The following is a 17,483-nucleotide window of genomic DNA, read 5'->3' as shown; positions in this document are numbered from 1 at the left end:
TATTTCGATATTACAGCTTGCATTACCTTTTCAAATTCCTACTTAATCATATTTCTATCCAATAGCGCTGAATAACTTCACCAGTACGAGAAGAAACTACTTCATTTTCTAACACACCGCCAACCTTTTGAATCGTTTTAGCAGAACCGATATTGGATTTATCGCAAGTTATTAATACTTTCTGCAATCCTAATTTTTGCGCTTCAGCTAATGCAAGTTGTAGTTGTTTCGTAGCGTAACCGTGGCGACGTTTATTTGGATGGACACTATATCCAATATGACCGCTTTCCCGTAATAATTCTGGATTTAATCTATGTCTAATATTCACAAAACCTATAAGTTCCCCTTTTTCAAAACTTAAAAACTGACTAGATGGCACTCGATTAGCTAGTAAATTTTCTCCTAGTTCTTGTTTACTCACTTTTTCAAACCATTCATCAAGAGAATCAAAGTTTTGTAAAGAACTACTTCCATGTGGTTGTTCCCCTGAGTGTAAAAACGCGTGTCTATACGCTGTAATATGCTCACTATATTCATGGATTGGTTTTAATAGTTTCATTGTTCTTCTCCCCCTCTTCATTCCATAAAACAAACACCTTAATAGCAGCTATTCACTATTAAGGTGTTTCTATCCTTTTTATTCAAATAACCCCATGCTCAAATAACGTTCACCTGTATCAGGCGCAATACATAAAACTTTTTTACCAACGCCTAGACGTTTCGCTATCATGATTGCAGCGTAAACAGATGCTCCAGAAGACGGTCCAACTAATAATCCCTCTTGTCTAGCTAAGTTTCTCATTGTCGTTAAAGCCTCTTCGTCTGCAATTTGAATAATTTCGTTATACACTTCTGTATTTAAGTTTTTCGGGATAAACCCTGGGCTTGTTCCTACTAGTTTATGAGGACCTGGCACACCACCTGATAAAACGGGAGATCCTTTCGGTTCCACTACTGCAATATATAAGTTTGGTAATTTCTCTTTTAACGTTTCACCAGTCCCTGTAATCGTTCCGCCTGTTCCTGCCGTTGCAACAAAAGCGTCCAGCTCTCCATCCATTTGTTCGTAAATTTCAAGCGCAGTCGTATAACGGTGAATATTCGGATTAGCTGGGTTTTCAAATTGTTGCGGAATAAAACTATTCGGTATTTGCTTTTGCAATTCTAACGCCTTCGCAATTGCTCCTGGCATTCTTTGTTCTGCTGGTGTTAAAACTACTTCTGCTCCGTATGCTTTCAATAAATTAATACGCTCTTTTGACATATTATCTGGCATAATTAAAATCGCTTTATACCCTTTAGCTGCTGCATTCATCGCTAAACCAATCCCTGTATTCCCGCTTGTCGGTTCAATAATTGTATCTCCTGGTTTGATGAGACCATTTTCTTCTGCAACGTGCAGTAAATTATAAGCAGCACGGTCTTTCACACTGCGCGATGGATTAAACATTTCTAGTTTCACATACACGTCCGCTGCGTCTTCCGGAATAAATTTAGATAATCGGACGACAGGTGTATCTCCTATTAATTCCGTAACGTTTTCACACAATTTCATAGCGCATCCCCTATTCTATCGTTTTCTTATCATTTGGCAGTAACCATGAAGTGAGTCCAATTAATGGTAGACAACTACATAATAGCATAATAAATTGCAGGCTATATATATCTGCTAATTTCCCAAGAACTACAGCACCTAATGCTCCAAGTCCAAACGCAAGACCTACAATTAATCCTGACACCATTCCCACTTTTCCAGGTACAAGCTCTTGTGCATATACAACAATTACACTAAAACTACTTGAACTAATAAAACCGATACATAAAAATAACGGTACGACCCACACAAGTGAGACATGTGGTAATAACAGTGCAAGTGGCGCTGAACCTAACATTGAAAATACGATGATATTTTTCTTACCAAATCGATCTGCTAACGGTCCTCCGAAGAAAGTTCCTAACACACCAGCAATCATAAATGCGAATACGAAATACTGGGCATTTTTTATAGATAAACCGTAATGCTCTATTAAGTAAAATTGATAGAAATTCCCGATACCAGCACCGTACCAAGAGCGTACAAAAGTAAGAAAAACAAGAAGTATAATAACGAATTTAATGTGTGTACTTACAATTGCATTTTCCGCCTCAAGTGCAGCCCTCTTCTTCCTTCTTACAGCACCGGTTGCTAATTCATTTTTGTACCAATTCGATACGAAAATTAATAATACAATTCCTACTGCTGCAAATGCTGTAAAACCTAATGAACCAATTTGACCGAGTGGAACGAAAATTAGCGCTGTAAAAATAGGAGCTAAAGAATTCCCCGTGTTTCCCCCAACTTGATAAATTGCTTGCGCTAACCCTCGTTTTGCACCTGCCGCCATATACGCAACACGAGCGCCTTCTGGATGAAAGACCGCGGAACCTAAACCAATAAATAAAACAGAAATAATAACAATAATAAAGTTTGGTGCAAACGCGAGTCCAATCATTCCAAGCATACTTGAAAACATGCCGAGTGGTAATAAAAATGGTGACGGCTTCTTATCTGAATACATACCAAACACCGGTTGCATAATCGATGACGTCATATTTAATGCAAACGCAATCCACCCTACTTGCATATAGGATAAATTCATCGTTTTTTCCAAAATAGGAAACAACGCCGGCACAACTGCTTGCATCGAATCATTTAAAAAATGCCCAAAGCTAATCGCAAATAAAATTCGATATATTGTCGGTGTTTCTACAGTTTTTTTGTGTGAAACTGCCTGCATATGTGAATCTCCCCTTTCTGTACAAAATATATATTTATTACAGTAGGTGTAATAAATTCTGACTTTTGAAACATTTCTATTCTATACTGCTTTCATTTCTTTTTCCAGAAATATAACTTAACTCCCGTCATTGGCTTGCATCCTTGTAACTTTCAGCGGTAAAACAGTACAAAAAAAGACAACCCAATCACATACTGGGTTGCCTCTTACATTAAATTGCAAAATGCTTATACTTCTCGTAATCACTCGTCTTACATTCTATTTCTAATTTGGTACCTTCGTTTTCGTAACTCGTAGATAAAACGTGTGCATGATTATTGAAATACGAAACTACCTGTCCTTGATCATATGGAATTAACATTTCACACTTCGTATACTCTTTATAGATGTGTGAGCGAATCATTTCTACAAGTTCTTCAATTCCAACATGTTTCTTCGCTGATAAATAAACGCGATCTTCTTGCACTTTCGGAATTTCAACATCTACCATATCTGATTTATTATAAGCATAGATTGTTGGAATATTTTCTACTCCAATTTTCTTTAACGTTTCATTTGTAATATCAATTAATTGTTCATAATTTGGATTTGCGTAATCTACGACGTGAATAAGTAGGTCTGCTTCCGCTACTTCTTCTAACGTTGAACGGAACGCCTTCACAAGATGATGTGGTAATTTACTTACAAATCCAACTGTATCTGTTAATAAAAATGATTTATTATCTGGCAAATCAATATTTCGTACAGATGTTTCTAACGTCGCGAATAACATATCTTTTTCAAATACTTGTTTTTCTTCTGTACCATTATAAATTTCAAGCATTGCATTCATCGTCGTTGACTTTCCTGCATTCGTATAACCTACTAATGCTACAACAGGTATTTCATTTTTCTTACGCTGCTTTCGCTGCGTTTGACGCTGGGCAACGAGCGCTTCTAAATCTTTATTTAAAACTGAAATTTGTTCTTCAATTTTACGACGGTCTAACTCTAACTTCTTTTCACCGACACCTTTATTTTTCGTACCAACGCCGCCGCTCTGTCTTCCTAACGATTCACGAAGACCGATTAAACGAGGCATCATATACTGAAGATGGGCTACTTCTACTTGTAGCTGTGCTTCTTTCGTTTTCGCACGCTGCGCAAAAATATCTAAAATTAAAATGGTACGATCAATTACCTTACAATCTAAATCCTCTTCTAAATTTCGAATTTGTGAAGGAGATAATTCATCATTAAAGATAACCATATTCGCATCTATTTCTTGTACATACGCTGCAACTTCTTCAATCTTTCCTTTTCCGATATAATGCGATGGATTTACTCGTTGTAAATTTTGCGTTACTTGCCCAATTACCTCTACATTACAAGCTTCCGCAAGATTTGTTAACTCTTCCATCGAATATGCAAAATCATCTTCATTACCTACATTTACTCCAACTAAAACTGCTCTTTGTAATACTTCTTCCATATATTTATTCCTCCATTTCGATTACGTAAAATAAAAAACACAGGTCGCTGCCTGTGTTTTCGTAAACGGATAAGGGTTCACCAAAGAAATAGAAGAAAGCTATGCTTTCATCCTATTTTATAGTCAAAAAGTCCCAAGATTGTATACGTATCCACAGTAAGTGTTCACTTATACAATCCCATTCTATTTATAAAGGCAAAACAAAAAGAGGGCGTATTCGTCCCTCCCTCTTTTTCACATATAAGCTTAATAAAGGGTTCCTTTAAAATAGGCAGACCAATCCCGTTCACTCTGTACACAGACAGAGCCTTTGAGCGCTATTCAATTATTGGCACAAAGTATTGAGACGTAATCTGATTAAGATCAAAGGAAGCCCCTCCGTTCATTTTAAGTTACATAAAGTGTAGCATAAATAATTCGCTTTCACAAGGTTTAACAACCTATATCACACTAAAGAAAATCTTTATATTTTTACTTTAATCGTCATTTTTTGCGAGTTTTTCTCACAACAAAAATCTTTATTGACATTTTTATATCCTAATATTAGTATCAGGTTATAAAAAATAAAAGTTAGGAGATGTTCCTATGCATTCTAAATCTCGTATTACTGCAATTGGTACTTATGTTCCAGTTCAAATATTATCTAATAACGATTTAGAAAAGATGGTCCATACGAATGATGAATGGATTGTACAAAGAACAGGAATGAAGGAAAGAAGAATCGCTAGCGACGAAGAATACTCCTCAAACTTAGCCATTAAAGCAATTGAAAATTTATGTACAACATATAAGAAAAACTTAGAAGATGTCGACTGTATCATTGTCGCTACTACTACTGCTGATTACGTTTTCCCTAGTGTTGCTTGCCAAATACAACAATACTTCAACATACCTCATACACTAGCTTTTGATTTAAATGCAACTTGTACTGGTTTTACATATGGACTACACGTCGGTAATAGCTTAATCACTTCTGGATCACATGAAAAAGTACTTGTCGTAGCGACAGAGACATTATCTAAAGTTACTGATTATACCGATAGAACGACCTGTATTTTATTCGGTGATGGTGCTGGAGCTATTTATTAGAAAGAGATGAAGACACCCAAAGCTTTATCGCTGCTCACATGGGAACAAATGGTGATGGCGGCATTCATCTATATAGAACAAACTTATCTACTACTATGAATGGAACACCACTGCAAACAAATGAAAAAATCGTTCAAAATGGAAGAGAAGTATATAAATGGGCAACACGAACAGTGCCAAAAGGCATAAAAAATTTATTACATAACGCAAATATGCAAGTAGATGATATAGACTAGTTCATACCCCACAGCGCTAACTTACGAATGATCGAATCTATTTGCGAAAAATCTCAAATTCCAATACAAAAAACATTAACGAGCGTGGAATATATGGGGAATACCTCTTCAGTCACCATTCCACTCGCTTTAAATTTAGCTATAAAAGAAGGAAGGTTAAATAACGGAGACACACTTTTACTATACGGATTTGGTGGCGGACTTACGCATTTAGGGCTTATTGTAGAGTGGAATTTAATTTAAGTGTATAAAAAGAGGCTCTAGTCAGTAACTAGAACCTCTTTTTCATTTAATTTCTTGCCGCTTTTCGAGACCATATCACAACAGGAATAAGTAATAACGCTAACACGCCTCCAGCCAATGACAATGCCGCATAACTTGAATTCGCTACTACCATACCTGACATCGCTCCACCAGAAGCTCCAGCTAGCGCAATAAAAACATCTATTTTCCCTTGTGTTTTAGCACGTGTAGACGGTGTTGTGGAATCAACGATTTGTGCTGTACCACTTATCAATCCGAGGTTCCATCCTAGCCCAAGTAAAGATAGAGCAACGATTAATAATAATAAAGAATCACTTGGCGCTATCGCAGCTATGACACCCGCTGCAAGTAAAATCACTCCACCAGCTATGCTCATTGTAGTTCGGCCAATTTTATCAATTAACATTCCTGTAACGAGAGATGGAAGATACATTGCACCTACATGAAAACCTATCACAAGTCCTACTGCACTTAAACCGTGACCGTGGTGTCCCATATGAACTGGCGTCATCGTCATAATCGCAACCATCACTATTTGCGTAAGTATCATTACGATTGCTCCAACTGTAATACCTCGTTTATTTTCTTTCGCTTCTTCTGTTATTGGTTGTCCTTTATATGTATGTTCCTGTTTATATCTTTCTATTATGTTAGCAATAATCAAAGGATCTGGACGAAGCATAACAAAAAGAACTAGACCCGCCAGTATAAATGCTGCTGCCGATAGTATGAACGGACCTGCAAGTTTAGGAACTCCAATTGAATGAGCAAAACTTCCCATTACCCCTACTAAATTTGGTCCTGCAACTGCACCGAAAGTCGTCATTACCATCGTAATACTAACAGCCGTTGCTCTCTGCTTCTTATCTGCTAAATCTGTACCTGCATAACGAGCTTGTAGATTCGTGGCTGTACCGGCACCATATATAAGTAAAGAAATAAGTAAAAGAATAATACTATTTGTTAAAGCTGCCATTACAACACCAATTGCTCCAAATCCACCTACTATAAACCCTGTTGCAAGACCTATCCGGCGTCCATATCGTTGCGAAAGCTTCCCTACTATGAAAGCTGCTAATGCCGATCCTAATGTAAACATAGCAGTTGGTAATCCTGCAAATGCATCTGTTCCAAGCATTTGCTGCGCAAGAAGTGCTCCCACTGTAATACCAGCAGCTAGTCCTGCACCGCCAAACATTTGTGAAATGCTGACGATTATTAACGTTCGTTTGTATAGTTTTTGTTGCTCTTCTTCTGTGTACACATGATTATCTATTAAAGCCCCTGCCTTATCTAGCAATTCCCCATCCTCCTTTTAAAATTAAGCCCTCTTGTTAATGTACTATGTATAACGTTACATATTCAATGGCATTTTCCATTCATCCCTTTCATTCTAAAAAACTTTCTAATCATACTCGACTTATCCCATGCTATATTAAAAATACTACTATTCACAATAGGCAAGGAGGAAACAATGAAAAAAACAGGCTGCTATAGCCTGTTTTTCTTTACGCTTCTTCTACTAATCTTCCCCTTCTCTTTTTATTCAAAGCTTTCCCTTCCCAAAACAACAAACTTACGAAAGCACAAATTAAAATAATTGGCACACTTGCCTTATATAAATCTGTAAAACTCATAGCCATCTGATTCTTGGCATAATGATTCACATCATTCGAAAATGTGAGTACCTCTTTCTTTATACTTTCCTCTTGTTTTTCAACTTCTTTTGTCACTTGCTTCATAACTTCTTCTCTTTTTACATCCCTATATTCTACTGGAACTTTTCTTAATATTTCATCCGTCTTGTCGCGAATCAATTCTTCCTTCTTCTCTTCACTTAATCCTATTGTCATTGCATTTTGTTTCTTATTTATATTTGACTCTAAACTTTGATTCTCTATTTTTTCTTTAGTCATTTGTAAAATTTCAGTTTGCTCAGTACTATTCACATGAATATTCCGCACCTTTTCTTCTGCATAACGATATACTTTTTCTTTATTTACAGTTAAATTATGAGTTAAGTTAGAGACAAATATTGCGACCGCCAATACAATTCCGACTTGTCGTAACATTGATACAACACTTTGAGAAGCAGTTAACAATTCTCCTTCAAACGAAGACGCACTTAAAACTGTAATTGGCCCCACTACTAAACCATATCCGACACCTAATATCATACATGGAATAATAATTTCTATATTTGTTGAATGAACATCAATCATTTGCAACCAATAGTAAGAAAGCCCCATAACAAGAAATCCTGACAAAATAATAGTTACTTTTCCGAGTTTTTTAATTAAAGTTGCTGCAACTGGTGAGACAAAAAATATCATTGCTGAAATAGGTGTCACTAAAAAAGCCGCTTCAATTTCCGTTCGACCTTGTAGTTTCGTCAAGAACGTTGGAAGCAATACAGTAACTCCAATTAAAAATAAATTACTTAATATAACAACGATCGACGCTCCGACAAACATTCGATCTTGAAATAACTTTAAATTCACCATTGGGTTATGAATCTTTCGTTCTACTAAAATAAATAGAATAAGAGAAATAGTGCTAATTGCATAACAAGACAAAGCAATATTACTTTGCCATCCCCATGTATTACCTTTTACTAATATGAGAGTAAATGAAAAAATTGCTGTGCTACTTAATAGTAGTCCTATCCAATCTATTTTTGAGATAATACGTTCTTCATTTTTTATTTGTAGCATGATGCAACATAACACGATTCCTATTATACAAACCGGAACATTAACGAAGAACACCCATCTCCATCCTAAATTTTGCGTAATAATTCCACCTATTACTGGCCCCATAGCAGCTGACAATCCTTGTGTTACTCCTAAAATTGCAAGCGCAACATGCCTTTTAGCTAACGGCATAGCTGATACACCAATTACCATACTTGTTGGAAATAAAATTGCTGCCCCAATACTTTGTATAAAACGAGAAAAAATAAGAAAATCACCTGTATTAGCAAAAGCGCAAAGTACCGATCCACCACCAAAAATCACCAGACCAAAAATATACATCTTTGCTTTTCCAAAGATATCAGCTATCCGCCCTAACGGAATGGCAAGTACTGCAATCGTCATTGTATAAACATTTAATACCCAGGACATCTTTTCTAATGAAGTATTTACACTCGATTGTATTGCTGGTAAAGCTATATTCATAATTGTCGTATCAATCATACAAAGAAAGATACCTAGACACATTAAAAAGACAATCTTAATACCCTTTGATTGCTCCATCTTTATATACCCCTTTATTTATTGTGAATGCGTTTTTCATTCTTCTGTTTTATTGTTTTCTTTCGCCTCTAACTCTTCTAATTTTCTCTTCAAAGTCTCCACTTGTGCACTATACGATGCAATACCTACATCTAGTGAAATTTCTTCGACGAAAGTAATACCTACTCTCCACTTTTCATATTTCAATCGAAGATCTGCAATGTACGCTTCTTTTCTTTCAATTTCATCTTTAATCCATTTTTTTATTGTCACATCATCACTATAGTTGCCAAAATACATTCTCATTAAAAAATCCGAACGTAAAACATCCTTCTCTACAGGCGTCTGCATGTATTGATAAAATTCTTCACGCCCCTTATCTGTAATAAAGTACATTTTCTTATTCGGTTTTCCCTCTTGCATGACAACCTCTTTTTTTATTTTCCCCTCATTCTCCAATTGTCGTAACGTTGGATAAATCATTCCAAAACTTCCATCAAAAAAATGAGTAAATACGTCTTCAAACACAATTTTAATATCGTAACCAGACAATTCCTTTTCCATTAATAAACCTAAAACAACATCTCTTCCCTTCAAAGTAAAACCCCCACATATTATATAATCAATAATCATATTAACAATGTTAATATGATTATTGATTATATACCTTATTCTGTTAATTGTAAAATGTTTCTAAATAAAAAAGCCCCATAATTTGGTTTCACCAATTCACAGGGCCATTTTCTTATTTACTCTTTAACACCTATATCTTGCAAAACTTCAATATCCTCTTTCATTTCATAATAATAAGAAGGCAATTCTATACCATGTTCTAAGAAATAATCCTCTATGAATGAAATAATGATTTTTAACGTTTTCACACGGGCATACAATTTATCGTTACTTTCAATAATATGCCACTTCGCATTTGGCTTACTTGTTCTTTCAAACATGTCTTCCATCGCTTCAACATACTCATCCCATTTTTCACGATTACGCCAATCTTCATCTGTAATTTTCCATCTTTTCAAAGGATTTTTCTCTCTATCTTTAAATCGCTTTAACTGTTCCTCTTTACTTATATGGTAGAAGAACTTCCCTATTATGTAATGGTCATCTGTTAGTAGTTTTTCAAAATCATTAATCTCATCATATGCTCTCATCCACTCTTCTTTTGTAGCAAAACCTTCAACACGCTCAACTAACACACGACCGTACCATGAGCGATCAAAAATGGTAATTTGCCCGTACTGTGGAATTTTGCGCCAGAAACGTTGCAAATAATGGTAACGTTTTTCATGAGGTGCAGGCGCTCCAATTGGATCTACTTGGAACCCACGCGGGTCAAGATGTTCCGTCACCCGCTTAATTGCCCCACCTTTACCAGCCGCATCCCATCCTTCCATAACAAGCATAACCGCGATTTTTTCTTCTTTCAAAATTTGCTGTAATGCTAATAAGCGCCTTTGATATTTTTCGAGTTTCTTGTTGTACTTAGATTTTGATTCAATTTTTTTCGTTAAATCTACTTTAGCAAGATGTCCATTTTCCATAAAACAAATCCCCCTTGTTGTATGACAATGTTATTTTAACATATTTTTGGTAATTTTTTCATATCCTAAATAGCTGTGTAGAAACATCTCTACACAGCTTCCTTCTCTAATTTCACATATACAAGCACATTTAACTACATTAAAATAAATAATTTATACGGAACTCTTAGTATTTTTTTTATTAAAACGTAAAAATAGCCCTTTTAAAAAGGGCAGCAATCTAAGTATAGAAAAAACAAATTTATTCTTTCTTACTACATACGTAATGATGCTAGCTATAAGAGTAGTGAATAAGATATTGATTCACCACTCACAACACCTCCCTTACATTATATGGTATATTCACTCGTAAAAAGAAGATAATAACAAGTAAATCCATTAAAGAATGGGAGCTCTAAAAAATGAAACGAAAAATATTAACTCTCTTTACGCTTATATGTTTAGCACTACCAATGCAAGCTAATGCTTACACATTTCAGTCACTGCCGATTGCGTCAAAGTCTAAACAATGGTATGTCGAAATTGATAAATCTCATAACTCAAACAAGCAAGCAATCCAGCCAAAACAAGGTGTATTTGATACGTATAGTTTACTCGTAAAAAACATCGGTCATGATGTATCAAACGTATCTGTGGAAATACTTGATAACAATCCTACCTCTAAGGCTACCTTTAAACCTACTACACCTAATGAAAATATTTCTAAAAGTCATACAAGCTTTGACTACATGGTATTCCCATTAGACTTTAATAGTCATAATTTTAAAGTTGTGATCACTTGGGAAGAAAAGAATTTCTCTTATAACGGCCATCCGGTAAATGAAGGTAAAAAAATGAAACAAACATTTGTATTTAATGAAGAATAAGTCCTAATTTCTTTAGGGCTTATTCTTCTTTTTTGAAACCTGCTTGTATCGCTTCCGTCACTTCTTTTGTGATTTCTAATTTTGTTGCTTCCATACTAATTTTTTTGTGCCAAATATGTACGGACGGTTTTTCATTACAAAGATGTTTTATTAATACTAATTGCTTATATGCTAAGTTATTTTCTATTTGGGTAGCGATATAGACTGTAAAATTTTTTGCTTCAAAGACCTTTTCTTCCAAAATGTATTTACTCTCTAATTGCCTTGTTACTATATCTTTCAAGTTTTCTATAGTCATGCATATCGCCCTCTTTTCCCATATAATCAATTAAATCGACGAATACTCGGTACAGACAATGCGATTCCAATTGTTAAAATTACTAAACTAGCTAGTGTTATAATAGTTATCTCGCCACCTATGACAGTAGCTAACCAGCCTACAACTACGTACCCTAATGGCAATAAAGCAAAAGAACCCAACATATCAAGGCTTGCCACTCTTCCGAACGCTTCTTCTGGTACAAGCTCCTGTAAACTCGTTTCCCAAATGAGTCCAAATATCATCATGCCGAATCCTTCAATTGCCATTAAGAATATTAAAGCAGGTGCCCAAGAAATGAATGGCATAATTAATAAAGCAACCCCACTAATTAAAACACCTCCATAAGCCAGTAGTCCTCTCTTCTGCCACCGCTCTTTCCCACCAAATATCAATGCAGCAATTACAGCTCCACCACCAGAAAAGGCCATGCCAAGTCCATACACGTAAGCTTCAAAATGATGATGAACATTAAATAACCATGGTATTAATACGACGATAATGCCGGCATAACAAATATTTATAAAAGAAAAGACTAAAATTGTAATCCATAGCCAAGGATGACTTTTTAAAACGAAAACACCTGCCATAAACTCTTGTTTGTAATCAATGTTACTCTTTTCAATAGACTTTACTTTTTTAAACTTAATTTCTTTTAAAAATAATAAACATAAAAATGATAATAAGTACGTTACTGCATCTAGTCCGAAGCCTATCCCTGCAGACGCAACCGATACGATTAACCCACCAAGTGCTGGTCCAATTAATCGTATACCTTGATTACTCATTTGAGTGAGTGCGTTAGCTGCATTACGAATTTCAGGAACAAATACTTTCGCTCTTACAGCAGCATATGCTGGTTGGAATATCCCTTCCATAAGTCCGTATAAGGCAACGAGAATATATAAAATTGTAATTGTTAATAAATCCATAAATATAAGCGATGCAAGTAATAGCATTAATATACAGCGGATTATATCCGTAAATAACATTAATTTAACCCGATCAATTCGGTCTACAACTAAACCCGCAAACGGTAAGGCAAGAATATTAGGTAGCATGTACATTGCCATCGTCATCCCCATTACAACTGTTGAACCAGTTAATGAATACACAACAACTGGGAGTATGACCATAGTTATCGAACTACCTAAGACCGAGAGTAATTGTCCAATCCATAAAAATTTAAAGTGTGGTGATACTTTAACCGGTAATAATAATTTACCAACATAACCTAAACTTTTCTCCTTTTGTATTTCTCCTTGCATGTCTCTCCCCTCTTTTCGAATGACTAAATCATTTTAAAAAAATATTTTAATTTTAATAATTTTCCATTTAATTATATATGAAATCATTAAAATTATGGTAATATTATCAAAAAAAAAAAAAAAACATAAAGGGGACTATCTATGAAAAGGATTGAAACAGAAAGACTCATACTACGCTCATTACAGTTAGAGGACGCCCCAGCAATCGAAAAATTAGCTGGCGATTATGATGTTGCTAAAACAACCTTATCTATCCCACACCCCTATCCCAACGGCTCTGCAAAAGATTTTATTACACATATGTTAAAAGCGGAAACTGATAAAAAGGTTGTGATTTTTTCTATATTAAACAAAAATAATAAAGAATTAATAGGCGTTATTAATTTTAATATAAATTATATCCATAAGCGCGGAGAACTTGCCTATTGGATCGGAAAACCTTATTGGGGAAATGGATTTGGTACTGAAGCGGCAAAAGCACTGCTACACTATGGATTCAACGAGCTACATTTAAATAAAATATTCGCAGCAGCATTTACAAATAACCCTGGTTCATGGCGAATTATGGAGAAAATCGGGATGAAACATGAAGGAACATTTAAACAACATGTTGTAAAATCTGGTGAATCTATGAATCTTACATACTATGGAATATTACGTGATGAATATAAATAAGAAAAGCTTGGAAACCTATCCAAGCCTTTCTTACCTCTGTGCAATTTTTTCAATCTTATAATGAATATGTAAAAATTCAAGTCCAAATAGCCACATGCTATGATGAGCTGTTAACATTTTATCCTTATCCTCTGTAATGATGAAAGTCTCTGCTAACGGTAAACGGATTGTCAAGAACCGAGTATGTAAATAAATCCCCTCATCTCCCTGGCCATTTTCTCTTAACTTACTAGTAATGATTAAATCATGATTATCATTACATAGCCTTAAAATACCAGTCATATTCGAATAAGGTAAAGGCAAGGCGATATTCATATATGTCTCATCCTTATTTGTATGCTTTGAATAAAGAGCTACAAAAATAGATTCACCTGCTTCATTTTTCCTTAGCCAAGCCCTTACATTCTCTCTTCCATCTTCCTCACCCATTACACCAATGATAGAGCCATGCATCGTTTCCCACTTGCCGCCCATTCCTAAATGTATTTGTCCTACACGCTTGCTCATTTTCTCATAACAAAATGCAAACGGGCGGAACCAACGAGCCCATTTAATATTCGATTGCAATTCATACTCTGCTGTATTTTCATAAAAATGAATAATACTTAAAGGAACCTTCGTCACATCAAATGCCTCACTATGAAAGTCATTTACTTTATCAACTAAACCGTTGTATTCCTTACTGTCTACTAAATTGCTGCTATATAAAAACGCTTCACCAATTGCCACATTTCCTCTTAACTTACTCATTGGTTTTCCGTAGTATTTATAATTCGGAACACTCTTTTCGATCATCCAGCCAACAAATGCTGGTAACGCTACTCCAATTCCATTGACAACACCGTGAATCCAAACCATTTGGGTAATTGTAATCGTCATTACATGCTTCAAATTCCCGTATGAGTATATGAGTGAGAACATAATTGTAACCATGAGCGTACTAGACGAAATGATTAAAAGAATCTTTGCACTGATAGTATTAAATTTTGCTCTCCAAACGTAAAATCCATATCCATAAATCGCACATAAATATAGAAACACTGCAAAAAATTCAAATATTCTCGAGTATGTAATTCCTATTGCAACTGTCATAGGTGAAATCATGATGATAAACATAATAGCATCATATACTTTACTTCTCTTTTCTCTTTTTCTCCCTATTAAACCAGCTGATAATGGCAATAGAAACGCCGAATAATGAAAATGTGCAGCTGTGAGTAAAACAATGTCAGAGCTAAAATGCATAATTGACAGTTTTGCTACTGAAGCAAAAAACCAAAAACCACCTAAAAACAAATAAATAAACGCACTATCTATGGTGGTCTCTTCTAACGGCTTCCATCCTCTTTCTAGCAATCTACTTACACCAAATAACGCAACGATTCCTGTATATACAAACTAAACTAGCGCAAATACATAGTGATTTGTGACGAAAGCTAGCATTGCACAAATTGCTGCGATTGGATATAAAAACGATACGAATTTATAAAATAATAAATACGATCCATCTCTTTTTCTTTTATCAATAATACAAAACGACATTGGTATAAATAATAAAACAGATAATAATATAATTGCTTCAACAGGATTTGTATTCGACCGCTCACATAATAGAAAAACAACATAACAAGCAAGCCCAAATATTATATTTTTCATATCGTTTATTCCCTTTCCACAAATGTTCCCTTGTATGAAAAAAGTGAACCAATTAACTGGTTTCGTACTTGTACATGAATTCGAAAACACTGAAGTGTTTCATCATAACTTTCAACAATTTTTGCCTCACCATACAAAAATTTTGGTAACGGCATTCTTCTTCCAAACATATAAAACCATTGTTTCTTTGAAGAAATATGCATTGCCCCTAACTCATCGATATGAAAATGCAGTGTAGAAACGAGTAAATATGGTTCGCCAAAATAATCTACAATTTCATTTTCGTTTTCATCCAATTGCATAACTGCGTTAAAATATCTTTTCTTATTATGAAAATAAAAAGTACGGTTCCACCTTACTAATTCTTGTCCATATTCATCTCGCTCAGCTATGTTTTGTATCGTAAATGGAATTTCCTCTCCTCGTTCCGAGAAAAACATTCGAAACTTCGATGCAATTTTTAATATGAATTTTACGAAAAAAGAGCCACCGTAAATTTCATCCATCTTTCCTTCACCTGTAAAACTATTCTCTTCTGTAATCGCATAACGCTTCTGCAATTCAGGATGAAGATTTTTATAGGTATCCCCTAATAATCGTTCATATATATTAGCCATACACTTATCCCTTTCTCGCCCTATTGCAATTTTTCGCTCTTGGTAAATCGAAACTATTTATATAACCGACAATTGATAACCCCATTAGAAGAACATTTAATGTAATCGGATTAAACGGCCCTGTAAAGCTTGTAATATTCGTAAATCCTGCCGCTAATGTTAAAACTAGTAATACAATAATATGCAGTATAAATAATTTTCGTTTTGTTATTGGCAACAGCCATACGACACCGAAAATTATTTCTAACACCCCAATTATTTTAAGTATATATACACTACTTTCATTTGAACCGATTAATAAAGAAAGCATCTTTACTTCTTCTGAATGAGTAAACAATAGTTTTGGCACTATCCCTTGATATATCCATACAAAAGCAAATAAAGAACATACGAGCCAATACGTCATTGTTCTTCTAATTAGTAACCTAGGATGAAGCCCCTTTTCTAACCATAATTTTAAGGCATCAAAACTCCAAGCAGTCGCCCAACCTAATAACGGACGAAAAATATAGGAATCTATCACATTTCCTATACGACCAAATCTTGTATCATAATCATATTGTGTCTCAAAATGGATGTATTCTTTATTGGGCGTATACTTCCAATAACCACGTCCTATTTGAATAAGAGATAATGTATTATCCGTCCAAAATTTTAAAGAAGAAATTCTTTCACCAGTTTCTTTTCTTATTTCACCTATTGATTCCCCTTCTCCAGCTATTTCAAGCCCAAATCCAATCTTTGTTTTATACAAAAACTTCTGTGGTTCCCCTTCTTTTTTCTCTAAATACGAAATTTCAGTAAAGCGAGCATCCCACTCTGTATGTATATCTGGTTCTTGCGTATATTCCCATAATTTTTCCATCGTCGTGTTCATTTTTGTCGCAACATAAATAGGCTGTTTCCTTTTCATTCTCCCCACCTCCTATGCACTATAAGTTTAATGTACATGCAATGAATTTATTTTGCTACATTTTTCACAAACGTTCTTTTGAAAAAAGAAAGAATTTTTAAAATATATATAAAACACTTGATTCCCCGAAAAATTTAAATTATTATAAAACAAATGTTACCAACAACTTCATAAATCAAACACTCTCGCCTAAAACGTGAGATAGAGGTTGCGATACTTATGAGTATTCTAATGGAGACACAGAGATGTCTATGAACTTAGATGAAAGGAAGTATTGCCGAAATTGATAAGTTTCTCTGCATTTATCAATTGGGGCTGTTTTCGAATAGAAACAGAACTGTCATATGTACAGACGTGTACGTATGAAGAGCTATCTACAAAAAAGAGATATCATTTTTTATGATATCCCTTTTTTGGCGGTTTTTTTATTAGCTCCGTTTTCTGTTTCCCTTTTCCTGTAACAGCACCATCCTCACTTATTTGAGATGGTGTTTTTTGTTTGTCTTTCTGGTAACTACAGGAGTATTGGGATTTATATATTTC

General features: G+C 34.8%; 14 protein-coding genes, 2 pseudogenes and 1 riboswitch. Of the genes and pseudogenes, 3 read left to right on the top strand and 13 right to left on the bottom strand.

Going from position 1 to position 17,483, the window contains the following annotated elements; genetic code table 11:
- Positions 1-46: 46 nt before the first annotated feature.
- The 4 genes from ACTJJY_RS02925 to hflX form a co-directional block, all read right to left on the bottom strand.
- On the bottom strand, positions 47-559 hold the full coding sequence (locus ACTJJY_RS02925) for a GNAT family N-acetyltransferase (RefSeq protein WP_440604961.1): 513 nt from the start codon (positions 557-559) through the stop codon (positions 47-49).
- A 78-nt stretch (positions 560-637) separates the two neighbouring features.
- On the bottom strand, positions 638-1,555 hold the full coding sequence (gene cysK / locus ACTJJY_RS02920) for a cysteine synthase A (RefSeq protein ID WP_000762273.1): 918 nt from the start codon (positions 1,553-1,555) through the stop codon (positions 638-640).
- A gap of 10 nt (positions 1,556-1,565) precedes the next feature.
- The gene (locus ACTJJY_RS02915) at positions 1,566-2,777 is read right to left on the bottom strand and encodes an MFS transporter (protein ID WP_440604960.1); all 1,212 of its coding nucleotides are present in this window, start codon (positions 2,775-2,777) and stop codon (positions 1,566-1,568) included.
- Positions 2,778-2,988: 211 nt separating this feature from the next.
- Positions 2,989-4,248 carry a GTPase HflX gene (gene hflX / locus ACTJJY_RS02910; RefSeq protein WP_440604959.1) on the bottom strand — a complete coding sequence of 420 codons (1,260 nt, stop codon included), beginning with the start codon at positions 4,246-4,248 and terminating at the stop codon, positions 2,989-2,991.
- 585 nt (positions 4,249-4,833) lie between these two features.
- On the opposite strand from hflX, the pseudogene ACTJJY_RS02905 reads away from it, so the two are divergent.
- Positions 4,834-5,816, top strand: a pseudogene (locus tag ACTJJY_RS02905) (ketoacyl-ACP synthase III).
- A gap of 46 nt (positions 5,817-5,862) precedes the next feature.
- Here ACTJJY_RS02905 and ACTJJY_RS02900 read toward each other — a convergent pair.
- The 4 genes from ACTJJY_RS02900 to ACTJJY_RS02885 all read right to left on the bottom strand — a co-directional run bounded on the left by ACTJJY_RS02900 (position 5,863) and on the right by ACTJJY_RS02885 (position 10,626).
- Positions 5,863-7,137, bottom strand: coding sequence for an MFS transporter (locus ACTJJY_RS02900; protein WP_440604958.1), 1,275 nt, complete (start codon positions 7,135-7,137; stop codon positions 5,863-5,865).
- Between the two features lie 208 nt (positions 7,138-7,345).
- Positions 7,346-9,094, bottom strand: a complete 1,749-nt coding sequence (locus ACTJJY_RS02895; RefSeq protein WP_440604957.1) for a DHA2 family efflux MFS transporter permease subunit — start codon at positions 9,092-9,094, stop codon at positions 7,346-7,348.
- A 36-nt stretch (positions 9,095-9,130) separates the two neighbouring features.
- Positions 9,131-9,670, bottom strand: coding sequence for a PadR family transcriptional regulator (locus tag ACTJJY_RS02890; RefSeq protein ID WP_440604956.1), 540 nt, complete (start codon positions 9,668-9,670; stop codon positions 9,131-9,133).
- A 152-nt stretch (positions 9,671-9,822) separates the two neighbouring features.
- The gene (locus tag ACTJJY_RS02885) at positions 9,823-10,626 is read right to left on the bottom strand and encodes a polyphosphate kinase 2 family protein (protein ID WP_440604955.1); all 804 of its coding nucleotides are present in this window, start codon (positions 10,624-10,626) and stop codon (positions 9,823-9,825) included.
- Positions 10,627-11,027: 401 nt separating this feature from the next.
- On the opposite strand from ACTJJY_RS02885, the gene ACTJJY_RS02880 reads away from it, so the two are divergent.
- Complete coding sequence (locus tag ACTJJY_RS02880; RefSeq protein ID WP_049107139.1) at positions 11,028-11,492, top strand: hypothetical protein; 465 nt, start codon at positions 11,028-11,030, stop codon at positions 11,490-11,492.
- A 19-nt stretch (positions 11,493-11,511) separates the two neighbouring features.
- On the opposite strand, the gene ACTJJY_RS02875 is transcribed toward ACTJJY_RS02880, so the two are convergent.
- Positions 11,512-11,790, bottom strand: a complete 279-nt coding sequence (locus tag ACTJJY_RS02875; RefSeq protein ID WP_097987207.1) for a hypothetical protein — start codon at positions 11,788-11,790, stop codon at positions 11,512-11,514.
- A 26-nt stretch (positions 11,791-11,816) separates the two neighbouring features.
- Entirely contained in the window at positions 11,817-13,079 is a 1,263-nt protein-coding gene (locus ACTJJY_RS02870) for an MFS transporter (RefSeq protein ID WP_440604954.1), read from the bottom strand.
- A gap of 141 nt (positions 13,080-13,220) precedes the next feature.
- On the opposite strand from ACTJJY_RS02870, the gene ACTJJY_RS02865 reads away from it, so the two are divergent.
- On the top strand, positions 13,221-13,754 hold the full coding sequence (locus tag ACTJJY_RS02865; RefSeq protein ID WP_098873824.1) for a GNAT family N-acetyltransferase: 534 nt from the start codon (positions 13,221-13,223) through the stop codon (positions 13,752-13,754).
- 30 nt (positions 13,755-13,784) lie between these two features.
- Here the strand turns inward: ACTJJY_RS02865 and ACTJJY_RS02860 are convergent.
- The 3 genes and pseudogenes from ACTJJY_RS02860 to ACTJJY_RS02850 form a co-directional block, all read right to left on the bottom strand.
- Positions 13,785-15,410, bottom strand: a pseudogene (locus tag ACTJJY_RS02860) (YndJ family protein).
- 5 nt (positions 15,411-15,415) lie between these two features.
- Complete coding sequence (locus ACTJJY_RS02855; protein WP_440604953.1) at positions 15,416-16,027, bottom strand: DUF4166 domain-containing protein; 612 nt, start codon at positions 16,025-16,027, stop codon at positions 15,416-15,418.
- 4 nt (positions 16,028-16,031) lie between these two features.
- The gene (locus ACTJJY_RS02850) at positions 16,032-16,940 is read right to left on the bottom strand and encodes a DoxX-like family protein (protein WP_440604952.1); all 909 of its coding nucleotides are present in this window, start codon (positions 16,938-16,940) and stop codon (positions 16,032-16,034) included.
- A gap of 194 nt (positions 16,941-17,134) precedes the next feature.
- Positions 17,135-17,321: riboswitch (Lysine riboswitch) on the top strand.
- The last annotated feature ends 162 nt before the right edge of the window (positions 17,322-17,483 follow it).

Source organism: Bacillus sp. 22475, assembly GCF_052044835.1.
In the GTDB taxonomy this organism is placed as follows: domain Bacteria; phylum Bacillota; class Bacilli; order Bacillales; family Bacillaceae_G; genus Bacillus_A; species Bacillus_A cereus.
This window is presented reverse-complemented; position numbering and strand designations above follow the sequence as displayed.